Below are 15,023 nucleotides of genomic sequence, written 5' to 3'. Positions count from 1 at the left end.
CATTGGATGGAGGCTTCCTATGGGTGATTTAACGATGGATTTCTTACGACTGATGCTGATGGCAGCCATGCTGCTCACCAGCCTGCAGGGCCAGGCGGCCGAGCCAGCTGCCGCCCCTGTTCCGACCACTGCTGTCCCAGCCACACAGGAGGTGGAGTTTTTACGCAATCCCGACAAGGCCTGCACCGACTGCCACAAGGAGCAGAGTGAGGGGATGCATGGCAAGCATGGCCAGGCGACCAACCCCAACAATCTGGCGCCGGTCACCTGCACCAACTGTCATGGTCAGCCCTCTCCCCAGCACCGGGAAGGGGTCAAGGATGTGATGCGCTTCAGCCACAGCCTGAAGGATAAAGAGAGCATCAAGCTTTATCCCATCAGCGAGCAGAATGGAGTCTGCATGAGCTGCCACGAGCCCAAAGAGCTTCGCGAGGCGCTCTGGGCCCACGACGTGCACGCCACCAAGCTCACCTGCACCAGCTGCCACCAGCTGCACCCGGCCAAAGAGCCGATGGTGGAGATCCCGGAAAAGTCCCGTATCAAACTCTGCGTTGACTGCCACAGCAAGCAGCATGAGGCCAGCAAGGCCCGGCAGGAGCAGTCCAAACCGGCTACCGGCAAGGAGGCATCATGAGCTGCTCTCGCCGTCACTTCATGGCGGGGATGAGTGCGGGGGCCCTCATCATGATGACGGGGGCTGCTCGTGCCAACACCCGCTCCCTTGCCACCACCCTCGCTCACAGCCAGATCATCGACGGGATCCGCTATGGCATGATCCACGATGAGACGGCCTGCATCGGCTGTACCGCCTGCATGGATGCCTGCCGGGAGGTGAATCAGGTGCCAGAGGGGGTCTCACGCCTCGAGATCATCCGCTCCGGCCCCATCGGCGCCTTCCCTGATGCCGAGTACCACTTCTTTCGCAAGTCCTGCCAGCACTGCGACAACGCCCCCTGTGTGCACGTCTGCCCGACCGGTGCCTCCCATATCCGCAAGGAGGATGGCATCGTCGACGTCAACCCGGATCTCTGCGTCGGCTGCATGTACTGTCTGGCCGCCTGCCCCTATCAGGTGCGCTTTATCAACCCTGTGACCAAGGTGGCCGACAAGTGCGACTTTTGCCGCAAGACCAACCTGGCGGCGGGCAAGGAACCGGCCTGCGTGGAATCCTGTCCCACCAAGGCGCTGGTGTTCGGCAATCTGGATGACCCGGACAGCCCCATCGCCAAACGGCTGGTGAAGGAGACCACCTATCGCTACAAGCAGGCACTCGGCACCTCGCCCAAGATGTACCGCGTGCCCAAAGGGGAGATAAAGTCATGACCATGCAAGCGGCATTTCACTTCCCCTCTCTTGTCTGGGGATTTGCCCGATCGCCATCTACTGCTGTGACAGAGGGAGGAATGGATCATGTTGCATGACGCATTTCACTTCCCTTCACTTGTCTGGGACTGGCCCATCGCCATCTATCTCTTTCTGCTCGGCATCTCCGCCGGCGCCACCACTCTCTCGGTGCTGTTGCGCCGCAAGGGGGCAGGCAGCGAGAGCGGCATCATCAAGGCGACCGCCATTCTGGCGCCGGTGAGCGTGGTGCTGGGGTTACTGATCCTCATCTTCCACCTGGCCCGCCCCTGGACCTTCTGGAAGCTGATGTTCCACTACCAGTTCGACTCCGTGATGTCGATGGGGGTCATGCTGTTTCAGGTCTACATGGCGGTGCTGTTCGCCTGGCTGGCGGTGGTGTTTCGCTCCGAGATCGAGACCTTGCGCCGTCACCTGCTGCAAGAGAAGTTCGCCTTTGTGGATGGGCTGATTGGCTGGCTCGCCCGCATCGAGCGACTGCTGGCGCCGCTCTTGCTGCTGCTCGCCGTGCTCTTGGGGGCCTACACCGGCTTTCTGCTCTCGGCACTCAAGACCTATCCGCTGTTGAACAACCCGGTGCTGCCGGTGCTGTTCCTCATCTCCGGCGTCAGCTCCGGCATCGCCTCCACCATCTTGCTGGCGGTCACACTGTTCAAGGAGAACCATCACAGCCAGGGGGTGAGCTTTGTGCACCGCTTCGAGCGGCCGGTGCTGGCGGTGGAGGTGTTGCTGCTGGTCTGCTTCTTTACCGGCCTCTACTTCGGTGGCGGCCAGAAGGAGGCAGCCATGTGGGCCGCCATCGGCAGCGGCTTCTGGGCTCAGGTGTTCTGGCTAGGGGTAGTGGGCATCGGCATGCTGCTGCCCCAGTTGCTGGCCCTGCTGGCCCCCGCGCCGCTGCGGGCCAAAAACGGCTATCTGGTGCTGGTCTGCAGCCTGACCCTGGTGGGGATCCTGCTGCTGCGCTACTTCGTGCTCTATGCCGGCCAGATGACGGTAGTTTAAAGGTATGATCACCAGCGCCAGCCACCCTCGGGTGACTGGCGCTGGTTTGTTGCTGGCCCAATGAATTTCTGGTGATGCCACACCCGTTGCTTGGCAATGTGTTCCCCCAAAGGGAGACGACGCGGCGTGTGTGGCATGACATGAATGAGATCAAAGATTGAACCGGAGGTTATGTGCTGGCAGAGCTCGGCTATCTCTCACTGTTGCTGGCGACCGGGCTCGCCCTGCTGCAAGGGCTGCTGCCCTGGCTGGGGCTACGGCTCGCCTCCCGCCCGCTGCTCGGCTGCGCAACACCGCTGGCCATCTTGGTCGCGATCCTGCTGTTGGCCGCCCTGCTGCTGCTCGCCAGCTGTTTTGGCCTCGATGACTTCACCCTGGTCTATGTGGCCCAGCACGCCAACAGCGCCCTGCCGCTTGGCTTCAAGCTGGCGGCCGTGTGGGGCGGCCACGAGGGCTCCATGCTCTTTTTTGTCTTTGCGTTGGGGCTGTGGGGCGCTCTGGTGGCGATTTGTTCAAAACGGGTCGATCCGCTGATCACAACCCGGGTACTGGCCATCATGGGGCTGATCGTGGGGCTGTTCGGCCTCTATACCCTGATCTTCTCCAGCCCGTTTGACCGCCAGTTCCCGGGGCCGCTAGAGGGGCGCGATCTCAACCCCATGCTGCAGGATATCGGCCTCATCATCCACCCGCCCCTGCTCTATCTCGGTTACGTCGGCTTTGCGGTCAACTTCGCCTTCGCCATGGCGGCGCTGCACTCGGGTCGGCTCGATGGCGCCGTGGCCCACTGGAGTCGCCCCTGGGCGCTCGGCTCCTGGGTGTTTCTCACCGCCGGCATCGTGTTGGGCTCCTGGTGGGCCTACTACGAGCTCGGCTGGGGCGGCTGGTGGTTCTGGGATCCGGTGGAAAATGCCTCCCTCTTGCCCTGGCTGCTCGGCACCGCCCTGCTGCACGCCCTGGTGGTGTGCGAGAAGCGCGGCGCTTACGGTCACGCCGTGCTGCTGCTCTCCATCTTTACCTTTTCGCTGAGCCTACTCGGTACCTTCGTGGTGCGCTCCGGGGAGCTCACTTCGGTGCACGCCTTTGCGGTGGACCCCAGCCGTGGCCTCACCCTCTTGTTGCTGCTCGGCTTGTTATTGACCTGCGCCCTCACCCTGTTTGCCCTGCGGGCGGACATTCGCGCCCCCTATGCCCGCTTCGGTTTCTGGTCGAAAGAGGGGCTGCTCGGCGCCGCCATCCTGCTGCTTTGCGTGGCCTGCGCCAGCGTGTTGCTCGGCACCTTCTACCCCATGGTGTTCCAGTCACTTCATCTGGGCTCGCTCTCGGTGGGCGCCCCCTATTTCAATACCATCTTCGTGCCGCTGGCCCTCTGCCTGATGGCGCTGATGACCCAGCTGCCGCGCCTGCGCTGGCAGCAGCTTGCGGCATATTCCAGACTAAACGCTCTGTTGCCGCCGCTGTTTGGTCTGCTTGGCGGCGGGCTCATTAGCCTTGCCTATCTGGAACAGGAATCGTTTTCCGGTAACTGGAACGGCATCCTCGCCAATATGGTGAGCCTCTGGCTGATGGCCAGCCTGCTGCTCCCGCTCTTGCAACCGACGTCGCTGCGCGAGCTCACCCTCAATCGGTTCGGTAGCCTGCTGGCCCATCTCGGGGTAGCGGTGTGTGCCCTAGGCATCGCGCAGGTGAGTCACCACAGTCAGGAGGGGGGCGCCGTACTCGCCGCAGGCCAGCCCTATCGGCTCGGCGCCTTCGAGTTTCGCTATGAGGGGAGCGAGCCGATCATCGGCCCCAACTATACCGCCGAGCGCATCACGCTTAGCGTGCATAAGAGCGGTAAAGAGGTGGCACGGCTGACGCCGGAGCGGCGCCACTACAGCGTGCGCACCATGAACATGAACGAACCGGGCATCGCGTGGGGAATGCTCGGCGATCTCTACGTGGTGCTGGGTGAGAAAATGGGGCCCGGCGCCTATGCCATGCGGCTGCACTACAAGCCGCTGGTACGTTGGATCTGGCTCGGCGGCCTGTTGATGATGGCAGGCGGCACCCTGCGTCTGCTCGCCCGTCGCCCCTTGCTTGCTTCCCGTTCCGTTGCGGTTAGCGCCTCCCATCCCCGGCTCGAACAGGAGGCGTTATGAGATCCCGCCTGCGCCTCTTTGTTCCACAGCTGCTGACCCTGAGCCTCTGCATCCTGCTCTGGCTCGGCCTTGGCAACAATCCCTACAGCCAGGATGAGGCGACGCTTGGCCGTACCCTGCCTGCCTGGCAGAGTGACGATCTGTTTGGTGGCGCCCCCATCCACACCGCGGCGCTCAAGGGGGAGCCCTTCATGCTCAACGTCTGGGCCAGCTGGTGCCCCAACTGCCGCGCCGAGCATCCGTTGCTGGGTGAGCTGGCAAGCGCTGTGCCCCTCTATGGCCTCAACTATCGGGACAAGGGGGATGCCGCCCGCGCCTGGCTTATTCAGGCGGGCAACCCCTATCGCGCCGTGCTGGCCGACCCCGATGGCCGACTTGCACTGGAGCTCGGCGTCTATGGCACGCCGGAGACCTATCTGTTCGATGCCGACGGCACCCTGCTCACCCGCCACACGGGTGAGCTCACGCGGGAAGTCTGGCAACGCCAGTTTGCCCCCCAGCTTGCAAAGGCCCGCAGCAACATCGCCGGCCAGCCCGAACTGGAGAGACAAGTGCAGGAGAGCAAGCCATGAGCCGTCTCAGCCACGCCCTGATAGCGCCACTCTTGCTGGCATTGAGCCTCGGGGCCCTTGCCAGCGGGGTCGACACCTATCAGTTTCGCCATCCCGAGCTGCAAAATCGGGCGCAAGAGCTGGCCCGCGCCCTGCGCTGCCCCCAGTGCCAGAACCAGAACCTGGTGGAGTCCAACTCCCCCATCGCGCGGGATCTGCGGCTCGAGGTATACCGCTGGGTCGACGAGGGGCAGTCTGATGAGCAGGTGATCGCCCGCATGACGGAGCGCTTCGGCGATTTCGTGCGCTACGATCCCCCCTTCAAGGCCAGCACAGCGCTGCTATGGGGCGGCCCCGCCTTTATCCTGTTGTTGGCACTCAATCACCTGCGCAGGAGCCTGCATCGCCGGCAACCGGCGCGGGTGCCGCTTGTCGGCGACAGAGCAGAGGGGATGCTCGCCCACGACCCCAGAGCCGAGCTGAACCGCCTCATCATGGCCGAGCAGCAGGTGGGACTTGCCTCCACTAGCCGCCTCTATCGGGAACTGGAGCTGGCTCGCCTCGCCAACGCCCTCCCACCAGCCGAACAGGCCCTGCACGAGCGGCTGGTAAGGGATCGCACTGCCCGTCCGCTGCTCTGGTTGTGCTCCTGGATACTGCTTGGGGCCCTGCTGCTGGCGCTGGTTGCCGGCATCTATGCCGGCACCGGCCGCTATCAGGCGTGGCAGACCTATCAGTCGCGCCCCGATCCACTGGCGGGATTGAGCCCGCGGGATCTGCAGGACAAGGAGCTGGGCGCCCTGCATCAACGTTTGCAGACCAACCCCGCAGATCTCGACGCTTGGGCGGCGCTCGGCCAGCTCTATCTCTATCGGGACGAGTACGATAACGCCCTGCTCGCCTACCAGCGTCTCGCCCTGCTGGAAGGGGGCGCCAGCGCTGCGACTCAGGCCGCCCAAGCCACTGTGCTCTACTATCAGGCGGGCCAGCAGCTGACTCCCGAGGCAACCCGCCTGCTGGAGAGCGCCCTCAAGCAGGACAAGAGCGAGGTGAGCGCCCTGATGCTGCTTGCCTCCGATCACTTCCTGCATGGTCGCTACAGGCAGGCTATTGCGCTGTGGCAACAGTTGCTCGATGAGGAGCGACCCCGCATCAACCGGGCTGCGCTGATCGAGGCAATTCAGACTGCGCGGATGATGGGTGGCTAGCCCGACAGATCCATTGCTTCTTTTCAGGAAGTTAGCGCCTTCTTCCTGCCAAGCCCTGCACAATGCCAATCAATGCAACCCCCCCCATGCGGGGGTGTTTTGTTATTGGTTCACCTTGGCAGGTTTCTCTCGACGTGCGCTTAAGGTCGCTCGCCAGCGGCCAGACGGCGGTTGATATCGGCGATAACCGAGGCGATATCCGCCAGAGTGTCGATCACATAGTGCGCCCCCGCCGCCCGCAGTTTGGCCTCGGCCGGTGCGCGCCGGGCGGCGATCTCTGCCTCGCTCATGGCGACAAACTCGTCCCAGGTGGCGCCAAATTCGTTACCGGAAACCGACAATCCCACCGTCCACATACCCGCGTTAAGCCCTTCGCTGATACCCGGCACGGCGTCATCCACCTTGATGCAGCGATGCACCGCGCTTACTCCGAGCTCAATCACGTTGGCCAGCGCCATCCAGGGGCCGGGGCGACCGCCTGCCTTAAGATCGTCGGTGGCGACCCAGTGATCCGGGCGATAGCCGTGATCGGCCGCAGCAGGTACCAGTGCCTCCATCACCGGACGGGGGTAACCGGAGCAGGAGCCGATACGCAGCCCCTGACCCCGCAGCGCGTCCAGCACCGGCAGCACACCGGGGATCGAGTCTGCAAAGCGGGTCACCGCGGCAATCTGCAGCGGCATAAAGGTGTGATAAATGTGGTCCACCTCAGCATGGCTCATGGGGTGGCCAAAGCGGGCCTGCCAGCGCGCATCCACCGAGGGCAAACGGCCCAGCGCGGCGATATGATCCCACTTGCCAAGGCCCATGGGCTGGCGCGCCTCATCCAGAGTAACGGGGAAGTCATAGGCGCGGGCGAAGGCCTCGACGAAGATGGAGGTGGGGGCGAAGGAGCCGAAATCGACGACGGTGCCGGCCCAGTCGAGGATCAACGCCTCTACGTCGGTGGTCGGGTCTACAGCAATCTGCAAGTCAGTCATGGTGGTGTTCCTGTTTCGGTGAAAGTGCGATCTCGCCGAGGGCGAGATCGAGAATGGCGATGGCGCGCACCAGATCGGCGCGGGCGATATTGAGTGGGGGCGAGAGCTGGATAACATTGCCCTGGGAGACCTTGAAGCTGAGCCCCAGTTCCAGACAGCGATAGAGCAGCCGCTCGGCGGCCTGGCTATTGCGGGTGCGACTCTGATGATCGACCACCAGATCGAGCGCCCAGAGCATACCTATGCCGCGCACCTGCCCGATCAGCGGGTGACGCTCGGCAAGCGCCGCGAGCTCTGTCGCCATAAAACGGCCATCCTCCTGCGCTTTTGCCAACAATCCAGCTTCGCGGATTGTCTCTATAGTGGCGAGGGCCGCCGCGCAGCCGATGGGGCTCTTCTCGTGGGTGTAGTGACCGAGCGAAATAGCTGCGGCCTGATTGAAACGGTCGCGGGTGATGAGCGCCGCAAACGGCACCACCCCGCCCCCCAACCCCTTACCCAGACAGATGATGTCGGGTTCGATGCCGAACTCCTCGAAGCTGAACCAGTGGCCGGTGCGGCCAAGGGCATTGGGGATCTCGTCGACGATCAGCAGCACCTTGTGGCGATCGCAGATCTCCCGCACCCGCTGCCAGTAGGCCTTCGAGGGCACCTGTACGTCGGTGTTGCGGATGGGCTCGGCGATAAAGGCGCCGATCCCTCCCTCCTTCTCGATGACGTACTCCAGATAATTGGCATAGTGCAGGTCATCCCCCTCCCCGCGATACCAGACACCGCGATAGCGGGTGGGCGGCGGAATGCGCTCCACTCCGGCCATCAGCGTGCCCATACCGGCGCGAAAACAGGCCTCGCCACCGACCGAGATGGCATCGAGGGAGGCGCCGTGAAAGGCATCCCAGAGGGACACCACCTTGCTGTTGCCGGTAATGAAGCGGGCAAGCTTCAGGGCAATCCCCACCACCTCGCTGCCACCGGGGGCGAACAGCACCCGGTTAAGATCGCCGGGGGCCAGCTCGGCCAGGGTGCGGGCGCAGTCGATGGCAACCTGATGGGTGTAGCGCCGGGGCGCAAACGGCAGATCGGCGAGTTGCTGCTGCACCGCGGCCACCACTCTGGGGTGGCCGTGGCCCAGCTGATGGGCGCTGTTGCCGTGAAAATCGAGGTAACGCTTGCCCGATACGCTGGTCAACCAGCTCCCCTGCGCGCGCTCAAGCAGATCGAGACAGGGGGTGGAGAGGGCCTGATGGAGAAAGTAGCGGCTATCCTCCGCCAATCCCGCCTGCACCGCCTCGCTCTGACCTGCCCACCAGCGCGCCCGCCCCTCGCCAAGGTTGATATCCCCTTCGCTGTCGGCGCGGCCGCTGCCGTGCAGCTTATGGTCATGCAAATCGCGGCCACGCAGATCGCAACCCTGAACCGGCATGCTGGTCATCACGCAGCCCCCTGCCAGTAGCAGGCGCTGGCCATGGCGGCGAGCAGTTCGCGCACCCGCTCAGGGGTCACATCGCCGATATTGCCGATACGGAAGCAATCAGCCTGCGAGACCTTGCCCGGATAGATGACAAAGCCCTGCGCCTTGAGCCGCTGGTAGAAGTCGGCGAAGCGGTAGTCAGGGTGGGTCGGAGAGTAGAAGGCGGTGATGATGGGAGACTGCCACTGCTCGGGCAGCAGCGGCGCAAAGCCCAGGGCGGCCATGCCATCCACCAGGGTGCGCTGGTTCTCGCTGTAGCGCTGATGGCGGGCGGCAATGCCCCCCTCCTCTTCCAGCTCGCGCAGGGCCTGGGCAAAGGCAAGCACGGTATGGGTGGGCGAGGTAAAGCGCCACTTGCCCCCCTGCAGCTCCATGGTCTGCCACTGGGCGTGCAGGTCGAGGGAGACCGAGCGGGCACGACCGGCGCAGGCCGTCAGCGCGGCGCGGCGAGCGATGACGAAACCAAAACCCGGCACCCCCTGAATGCACTTGTTGGCAGAGCTGATAAGAAACTCGATGCCAAGGCGCCCCATGTCGATGGTGATACCGCCAAAGCTGCTCATGGCATCGACGATCAGGCGAATGCCGCGGCGCTGGCAGAGCGCAGCCACCTCCTCAAGGGGGTTGAGCATGCCGGTGGTGGTCTCGCAGTGCACCATGGCCAGATGGGTGATCTCGGGGTGACGCGCCAGCATCGCCTCGATAGCGGCGGGCTCCGGGCGGGTGGTCTCGCCGCAGTCCAGCTCATGGTGACGCAGGCCAAGACAGCGGGCCATCTCCCCCATGCGGGCACCGTAGGCACCGTTGTTGATGATCAGCAGACACTCATCGCTACCTATCGTCGAGCCCAGCACGCTCTCCACCACATAGCTGCCACTCCCTTGCAGCAGCACGGCGCTGTAGTCACTTTGATATTCCGGGCCGGTGGCCAGCCGCACCAGCTCGCGGCGGATGGGCTCTACCACGCCGAGGTTATAGTCCGCATCCCAGGTGCAGCTGTCTTGCAGCATGGCGGCACGCACAGTCGCGGTGGTCGAGAGGGGGCCCGGGGTCAGCAGCAGGTAATCGACGGCGGCGGGGGCCGCAGGAATATGGGTCATGACTTCGCTCCACTTGGTATATACCAGAATGAGCGTATTGTGGGTAACTGCCCCGCCAAGGTCAAAGGGGTGGCGCTACGTGCAACAAAAAATTCATTTTCAGCGCCGGGATCGCGATAATCTAGGAAGCCTGAACAGCAGGGGCGATGCTGGTATCTACCAACGCATGTTGATGTCGCCGTTTAACGACCGGGCAGATGACCTGCCCTGTGCCCAGCCCATTGCCCAACTCATTGCATAACCAGGGATTTTCATGAGCAAACCGCAATATCTGCAGATCAAGGATGCCCTCGCCAACCAGATCCTGGCGGGGGGGCTGGCCCCCAACGACAAGCTCCCCTCCGAGCGGCTGCTGGGGGAACTCTATGGCACCACAAGGGTCACCATTCGCGAGGCACTGGTTCAGCTGGAGGCCAATGGCCTTATCTATCGGGAGGATCGCCGCGGCTGGTTCGTCACCCCGCCGCGCTTTCGCTTGAACCCCAGACGTACCTCCAACTTTCACCAGATAGTGCGGGAGCAAGGGGGTGAGCCGCGCACCGAACTGCTGGAGAAAAGCCGTCAGGCGGTACCGCCCGCGTTGATGGCGCAGTTGCAGCTCAAGCCGTTCGACAGCCTGTTTCTGCTAAAACGGCTGCGCTACGCCAACGGGCGCGCCATCTGCTACTGCGAGAACCACTGCCTGCCCGAGCGGGTACCCGACCTGCTGGAGCTGGATCTCAACGGCAGCCTGACCGAGATCTATCAGGCCCATTACGATCTCCACTACGCCCGCATGCAGGTACGTTTCTTCCCCACCGCCCTGCCGGACGAGGTGGCCAAAGCGCTGGGGGCCACCGCAGGTCTGCCCGCCCTGCGCCTTGAGCGACTCAACTTCGATCAGCACGGCCGGGTGCTCGACTTCGATCTGGAGTACTGGCGCCACGACAGTCTGGAGATCGAGGTGGATACCCAGGATTAGTCACGAACAAATCAGGAATGGCAAAACGTCACGGGGCTGTCACGGTCACGTCATAAAGTTCCCCTAGCCTCTCTCTCGACCAATCTGGTTTATACCAAGCCGATTTATATGGAGAAGAGGATGAAACAGGGAACCCATCTGCTGGCCGCCACCGTGCTGGCTGCCATGACCGCCCCGGCACTGGCCGCAACCGACCTCACCGTCTATACCGCCTTCGAACCGGAGCAGCTCAGCGAGCTGAAAACCGCGTTCGAGCGCCAGCATCCGGACATCAATATCAAGTGGGTGCGTGACTCCACCGGCGTGGTCACCGCCCGCTTGCTGGCAGAAAAAGCCCAGCCCAAAGCGGATGTGGTATGGGGACTGGCGGCGACCAGCCTGATGCAGCTCGATCAGCAGCAGATGCTCAATGCCTATGCGCCGAAAGGGCTGGATAAGCTCGACAGCCGCTTTCGCGACAGCAAGGCCGAGCCGCACTGGATCGGTCTGGACGCCTTCTTCAGCGCCATCTGCTTCAACAAGGTAGAGGCCGAAAAACAGGGGATCCCGGCACCCACCAGCTGGGCCGACCTCACCAAGCCCATCTACAAGGGCAAGGTGATCATGCCCAACCCCAGCTCCTCCGGCACCGGTTACCTGAGCGTTGCGGGCTGGCTGCAGACCATGGGCGAGCAGCAGGGCTGGCAATTTATGAACGGCCTGCACCAGAACATCGACCGTTACACCCACTCGGGCTCCGCCCCCTGCAAGCTGGCCGCCAGCGGCGAGACGGTGATCGGTATCTCCTTCGACTTCCCGGCTACCAGCCTCAAGGCCAAGGGTGCCCCCATCGAGGTGGTGTTCCCGAAAGAGGGTTCGGGCTGGGACATGGAAGCTGCCGCCATCATCAAGGGCACCCCCAAGCTGGAGGCCGCCAAACAGCTGCTCGACTTTGCCGCCACCGAACAGGCCAACGCCCTCTACAACAAGTCGTTCGCAGTGGTCGCCATTCCGGATGTGGCCAAGCCCAGAGCCGGCTATCCCGCCAACATCAAGGGCCAGATGATCGACAACGACTTTGGCTGGGCTGCCCGCGAGCGTAACACCATCCTGGCCCAGTGGAGCGCCAGCTTCGACGGCAAGACCGAAGCCAAGCAGTAAGCGTGAAGGGCGGCGGTTTGTTCACGCCAGACACACCGCTTCCAATAAACTGCCAGTCGAAGGCCAACAGCTGTTGGCCTTCACTTTTTGGTTTTAACTTCCCGAGTTTGCATTGCCTTCAATTAGCGATGCTTAGTCCATTCGCACAGTGCCCAGCCACTTGCTGGCGACCCGATGTCATTTGACTGTCATCAAGCTGTCATCCCCCGATCACCTGACCGTCACACTTCGCCTGCAAACTGGTATATACCAAATCAGTAGCGAGTCGAACCATGACCCAGCCCTATCTGGACATTCAACATCTCAACAAGCAGTTCGGTGCTTTTCAGGCCCTCAAGGGGATCTCTCTGGCCATTGAACCGGGGGAGTTTATCTGCTTTCTCGGCCCCTCTGGCTGCGGCAAGACCACCTTGCTCAGAGCCATCGCCGGGCTGGATCTGCCAGACAGCGGCGAGATCTGGCAAGGGGGGCGCAATATCTCCCGGCTACCGCCCCAGCAGCGCGACTTTGGCATCGTGTTTCAGTCCTATGCTCTCTTCCCCAACCTGACGGTGGCCCAGAACATCGCCTTCGGCCTTGAGAATCAGGGGCTGGCACGGGATCTTATCAAGGAGCGGGTCGATCACTGGCTGGGGCTGGTGGATCTCACTGCCCAGTCCCACAAATACCCGAGCCAGATCTCCGGCGGCCAGCAACAGCGGGTGGCGCTGGCCCGGGCGCTCGCCCTCTCCCCCGGCCTGCTGCTGCTGGACGAACCGCTCTGCGCGCTGGATGCACTGGTACGCACCCACCTTCGCAGCGAGATCCGCGCCCTGCAGCAGCGCCTTGGCATCACCACCATCATGGTGACCCACGATCAGGAAGAGGCGCTGACCATGGCCGATCGCATCGTGGTGATGGAGGGCGGCCGCATCGTACAGGTGGGCACTCCGCAGGAGATCTACCACCAGCCTGCCAGCCGTTTCGTGGCAAGCTTTGTCGGTACCATGAACTTCCTCGAGACCCTGGTGCTGAGCCCCAATCAGGTGCGCCTCAACGAACAACCGCTGCAACTCGCCAATCAGGCCGCGGCCGGCAGCAAATTGCAGGTGGCGATCCGCCCCGAGGCAATCACCCTGAGTGCGCCGAGCGAGCCCTATCTTGGCCAACATGGCGTTGAAGCAACCATCGATCAGGTGGAGTTTCTCGGCGCAGCCCAGCGTCTTATCTGCACCGCCGACACCTATCTGGGCCCACAGCAAATTCTGGTGGAGCGCCCGACCCACGAGCTGCCCCGCCACGAACAGGGTGGCTGGCGCAGCGGCATGCGCTGCTCGCTGCACTGGCCCGCCGCGGCGATGCAACTGTTTGAAGGAGATCGCCCATGACAGCCCCCTTTGCGACCTCCTCCCTGCTGCCACCAGTGACAGCCCGGCAAGACTCTCGCTGGCAGCGGCTCTGTCGCGGCTGGAGCCGGGATCAGCTGCTGCAACTGATCCTGCTTCTGCTTGGCATCGCCCTGCTCAGCGGCGGTTTGCTGTTGCCGCTGCTCACCATGCTGCAAAAGAGCCTGCAGGATGAGAACGGCCTCTGGGTGGGGCTTGCCAACTTCAGCGCCTACTTCGACTCCCCTCATCTGGGGCGCACCATCGGCAACACCCTCTGGCTCGGGGTGCTGATCACCGCGCTGGTGGTGACCATCGCCTTTGGCTACGCCTATGCCCTCACCCGCACCTGCATGCCGGGCAAACCCCTGTTTCGCCTCATCGGCCTTATTCCGCTCTTGATGCCCTCCCTGTTGCCCGCCATCAGTCTGGTCTACTGGTTTGGCAATCAGGGGATCGCCAAGGGGCTGCTCGGCGGCGAGAGCATCTACGGTCCTATCGGCATCGTCATTGGTCTGGGCTTCTGGTGCTTCCCCCACGCCCTGATGATCCTTATCACTGCGCTCGGTCAGAGCGATGCCCGCCTCTATGAAGCCTCCCGGGTGCTCGGCAGCAGCGGCTGGCGCACCTTTGTCACCGTCACCCTGCCCACCGCCCGTTATGGCCTGCTCAGCGCCGCCATCGCCGTCTTCACCCTCACCATCTGCGACTTCGGGGTGGCCAAGGTGATTGGCGGCCAGTACAGCGTGCTGGCCACCGATATCTACCGGCAGGTGATCGGGATGCAGAACTTCTCGCTGGGCGCCGTTGCCAGCGTCACCCTGCTGCTGCCAGCACTGTTGAGCTTTGCGCTGGAGCACAGAGTGCGCAGCAAGATGCAGGAGCAGAGCAGCACCAAGGCGGTGCCCTATAGCCCCAAGCCCCATCGGCTGCGGGATCTGCTGGCGCTCGGCTGGTGCACGCTCTGGGCCCTGCTGTTTCTGGCGCTGGTGGGGATGGCGGTCTACGGCTCTCTGGTGCAGTTCTGGCCCTACAACCTCGCTCTGACGCTGGATCACTACGCCTTTGACAGCAACAGCGTCTATGGCTGGCAGCCCTTTACCAACACCTTGCAGCTGGGCCTCTATACCGCGCTTATCGGCACCGTGCTGGTGATGGTGCTGGCCTGGGCGCAGGAGAAGGGGCGCCACTTCGCGCCGCTGCGCCAGCTGCTGCATCTGCTCGCCATGCTGTCGCTGGCGGTACCCGGCATGGTGCTGGGGCTGGGTTACATCTTCTTTTTCAACGGCAATCCGCTCTTTAGCGGCCTCTACGGCACCCTGCCACTAATGGTGCTCTCTTGCGTCATCCACTACTACACCGTGGGCCATATGACGGCGCTGACCAGCCTCAAGCAACTGCCCAAGGAGCTGGAGCTGGTGGCCATCTCATTGCGCATTCCGCTCTGGAAGGCGTTCTGGCGGGTCACCCTGCCCGCCTCCCTGCCAGCGCTCTTGGAGATCTTCATCTATCTGTTCGTCAACGCCATGACCACCACCTCAGCGGTGATCTTCCTCTATTCGAGCGACAGCGTGCTCGCCTCCATCGCCGTGCTGAACATGGAGGATTCCGGCGATACCGCCGCGGCCGCCGCCATGGCCACCCTGATCCTGCTGGCCGCCGCCACCATCAAGCTGCTCCAGCTCTTTTTGAGCCGCGCCCTGCTGGATCGCACCCAGCGCTGGCGCCACCAATAACCTTATC

13 protein-coding genes are annotated in these 15,023 nt (G+C 63.2%); 10 read left to right on the top strand and 3 right to left on the bottom strand.

Annotation, left to right across the window (positions count from 1 at the left end; all coding sequences use genetic code 11):
- Positions 1–19 precede the first annotated feature (19 nt).
- The 6 genes from nrfB (at position 20) to nrfF (ending at position 6,264) form a co-directional block, all read left to right on the top strand.
- Positions 20–634 (top strand): cytochrome c nitrite reductase pentaheme subunit, encoded by a 615-nt coding sequence (gene nrfB, locus AAHA39_RS10420; protein WP_320656545.1) that lies wholly within the window; start codon positions 20–22, stop codon positions 632–634.
- The gene (gene nrfC / locus AAHA39_RS10415; protein ID WP_320656544.1) at positions 631–1,323 is read left to right on the top strand and encodes a cytochrome c nitrite reductase Fe-S protein; all 693 of its coding nucleotides are present in this window, start codon (positions 631–633) and stop codon (positions 1,321–1,323) included. Before nrfB ends, nrfC begins: the two co-directional genes overlap by 4 nt.
- Before the next feature lie 87 nt (positions 1,324–1,410).
- Positions 1,411–2,364 carry a cytochrome c nitrite reductase subunit NrfD gene (nrfD, locus tag AAHA39_RS10410; RefSeq protein WP_320656543.1) on the top strand — a complete coding sequence of 318 codons (954 nt, stop codon included), beginning with the start codon at positions 1,411–1,413 and terminating at the stop codon, positions 2,362–2,364.
- Between the two features lie 173 nt (positions 2,365–2,537).
- Positions 2,538–4,505: a heme lyase NrfEFG subunit NrfE gene (gene nrfE, locus AAHA39_RS10405; protein WP_320656542.1), complete on the top strand. Its 1,968-nt coding sequence runs from the start codon at positions 2,538–2,540 to the stop codon at positions 4,503–4,505.
- On the top strand, positions 4,502–5,077 hold the full coding sequence (locus AAHA39_RS10400) for a DsbE family thiol:disulfide interchange protein (RefSeq protein WP_320656540.1): 576 nt from the start codon (positions 4,502–4,504) through the stop codon (positions 5,075–5,077). The genes nrfE and AAHA39_RS10400 overlap by 4 nt, the downstream gene beginning before the upstream one ends.
- Positions 5,074–6,264 carry a heme lyase NrfEFG subunit NrfF gene (gene nrfF, locus AAHA39_RS10395; RefSeq protein WP_320656539.1) on the top strand — a complete coding sequence of 397 codons (1,191 nt, stop codon included), beginning with the start codon at positions 5,074–5,076 and terminating at the stop codon, positions 6,262–6,264. The genes AAHA39_RS10400 and nrfF overlap by 4 nt, the downstream gene beginning before the upstream one ends.
- Positions 6,265–6,404: 140 nt before the next feature.
- On the opposite strand, the gene phnX is transcribed toward nrfF, so the two are convergent.
- From phnX to phnW, 3 genes are read right to left on the bottom strand one after another with little or no spacing between them, the layout of a single operon-like run.
- Entirely contained in the window at positions 6,405–7,244 is an 840-nt protein-coding gene (gene phnX / locus AAHA39_RS10390) for a phosphonoacetaldehyde hydrolase (protein ID WP_320656538.1), read from the bottom strand.
- Positions 7,237–8,676 carry an aspartate aminotransferase family protein gene (locus tag AAHA39_RS10385; RefSeq protein WP_320656537.1) on the bottom strand — a complete coding sequence of 480 codons (1,440 nt, stop codon included), beginning with the start codon at positions 8,674–8,676 and terminating at the stop codon, positions 7,237–7,239. The genes phnX and AAHA39_RS10385 overlap by 8 nt, the downstream gene beginning before the upstream one ends.
- On the bottom strand, positions 8,676–9,815 hold the full coding sequence (gene phnW, locus AAHA39_RS10380; protein WP_320656536.1) for a 2-aminoethylphosphonate--pyruvate transaminase: 1,140 nt from the start codon (positions 9,813–9,815) through the stop codon (positions 8,676–8,678). Before phnW ends, AAHA39_RS10385 begins: the two co-directional genes overlap by 1 nt.
- 253 nt (positions 9,816–10,068) lie before the next feature.
- Between phnW and phnR the strand changes: the two genes are divergently transcribed.
- From phnR to AAHA39_RS10360, 4 genes are all read left to right on the top strand, one after another.
- Positions 10,069–10,776: a phosphonate utilization transcriptional regulator PhnR gene (phnR, locus tag AAHA39_RS10375; protein WP_201910178.1), complete on the top strand. Its 708-nt coding sequence runs from the start codon at positions 10,069–10,071 to the stop codon at positions 10,774–10,776.
- A gap of 120 nt (positions 10,777–10,896) precedes the next feature.
- Complete coding sequence (locus AAHA39_RS10370) at positions 10,897–11,916, top strand: putative 2-aminoethylphosphonate ABC transporter substrate-binding protein (protein WP_320656535.1); 1,020 nt, start codon at positions 10,897–10,899, stop codon at positions 11,914–11,916.
- 272 nt (positions 11,917–12,188) lie between these two features.
- A complete protein-coding gene (locus AAHA39_RS10365) occupies positions 12,189–13,283 on the top strand; it encodes a putative 2-aminoethylphosphonate ABC transporter ATP-binding protein (RefSeq protein ID WP_320656534.1) in 1,095 nt (364 codons plus the stop codon).
- On the top strand, positions 13,280–15,016 hold the full coding sequence (locus AAHA39_RS10360) for a putative 2-aminoethylphosphonate ABC transporter permease subunit (protein ID WP_320656533.1): 1,737 nt from the start codon (positions 13,280–13,282) through the stop codon (positions 15,014–15,016). Before AAHA39_RS10365 ends, AAHA39_RS10360 begins: the two co-directional genes overlap by 4 nt.
- The last annotated feature ends 7 nt before the right edge of the window (positions 15,017–15,023 follow it).

This window comes from Aeromonas sp. SE22 (assembly GCF_038739755.1).
In the GTDB taxonomy this organism is placed as follows: domain Bacteria; phylum Pseudomonadota; class Gammaproteobacteria; order Enterobacterales; family Aeromonadaceae; genus Aeromonas; species Aeromonas jandaei.
This window is presented reverse-complemented; position numbering and strand designations above follow the sequence as displayed.

What these genes read in the sequence shown, in the direction of transcription:
- AAHA39_RS10385 (WP_320656537.1), bottom strand. Translation starts at nt 8,676, where the DNA reads ATGACCAGCATGCCGGTTCAGGGTTGCGATCTGCGTGGCCGCGATTTG.
- phnR (WP_201910178.1), top strand. Translation starts at nt 10,069, where the DNA reads ATGAGCAAACCGCAATATCTGCAGATCAAGGATGCCCTCGCCAACCAG.
- nrfF (WP_320656539.1), top strand. Translation starts at nt 5,074, where the DNA reads ATGAGCCGTCTCAGCCACGCCCTGATAGCGCCACTCTTGCTGGCATTG.
- nrfB (WP_320656545.1), top strand. Translation starts at nt 20, where the DNA reads ATGGGTGATTTAACGATGGATTTCTTACGACTGATGCTGATGGCAGCC.
- AAHA39_RS10370 (WP_320656535.1), top strand. Translation starts at nt 10,897, where the DNA reads ATGAAACAGGGAACCCATCTGCTGGCCGCCACCGTGCTGGCTGCCATG.
- phnW (WP_320656536.1), bottom strand. Translation starts at nt 9,815, where the DNA reads ATGACCCATATTCCTGCGGCCCCCGCCGCCGTCGATTACCTGCTGCTG.
- nrfD (WP_320656543.1), top strand. Translation starts at nt 1,411, where the DNA reads ATGTTGCATGACGCATTTCACTTCCCTTCACTTGTCTGGGACTGGCCC.
- AAHA39_RS10400 (WP_320656540.1), top strand. Translation starts at nt 4,502, where the DNA reads ATGAGATCCCGCCTGCGCCTCTTTGTTCCACAGCTGCTGACCCTGAGC.
- phnX (WP_320656538.1), bottom strand. Translation starts at nt 7,244, where the DNA reads ATGACTGACTTGCAGATTGCTGTAGACCCGACCACCGACGTAGAGGCG.
- AAHA39_RS10360 (WP_320656533.1), top strand. Translation starts at nt 13,280, where the DNA reads ATGACAGCCCCCTTTGCGACCTCCTCCCTGCTGCCACCAGTGACAGCC.
- AAHA39_RS10365 (WP_320656534.1), top strand. Translation starts at nt 12,189, where the DNA reads ATGACCCAGCCCTATCTGGACATTCAACATCTCAACAAGCAGTTCGGT.
- nrfC (WP_320656544.1), top strand. Translation starts at nt 631, where the DNA reads ATGAGCTGCTCTCGCCGTCACTTCATGGCGGGGATGAGTGCGGGGGCC.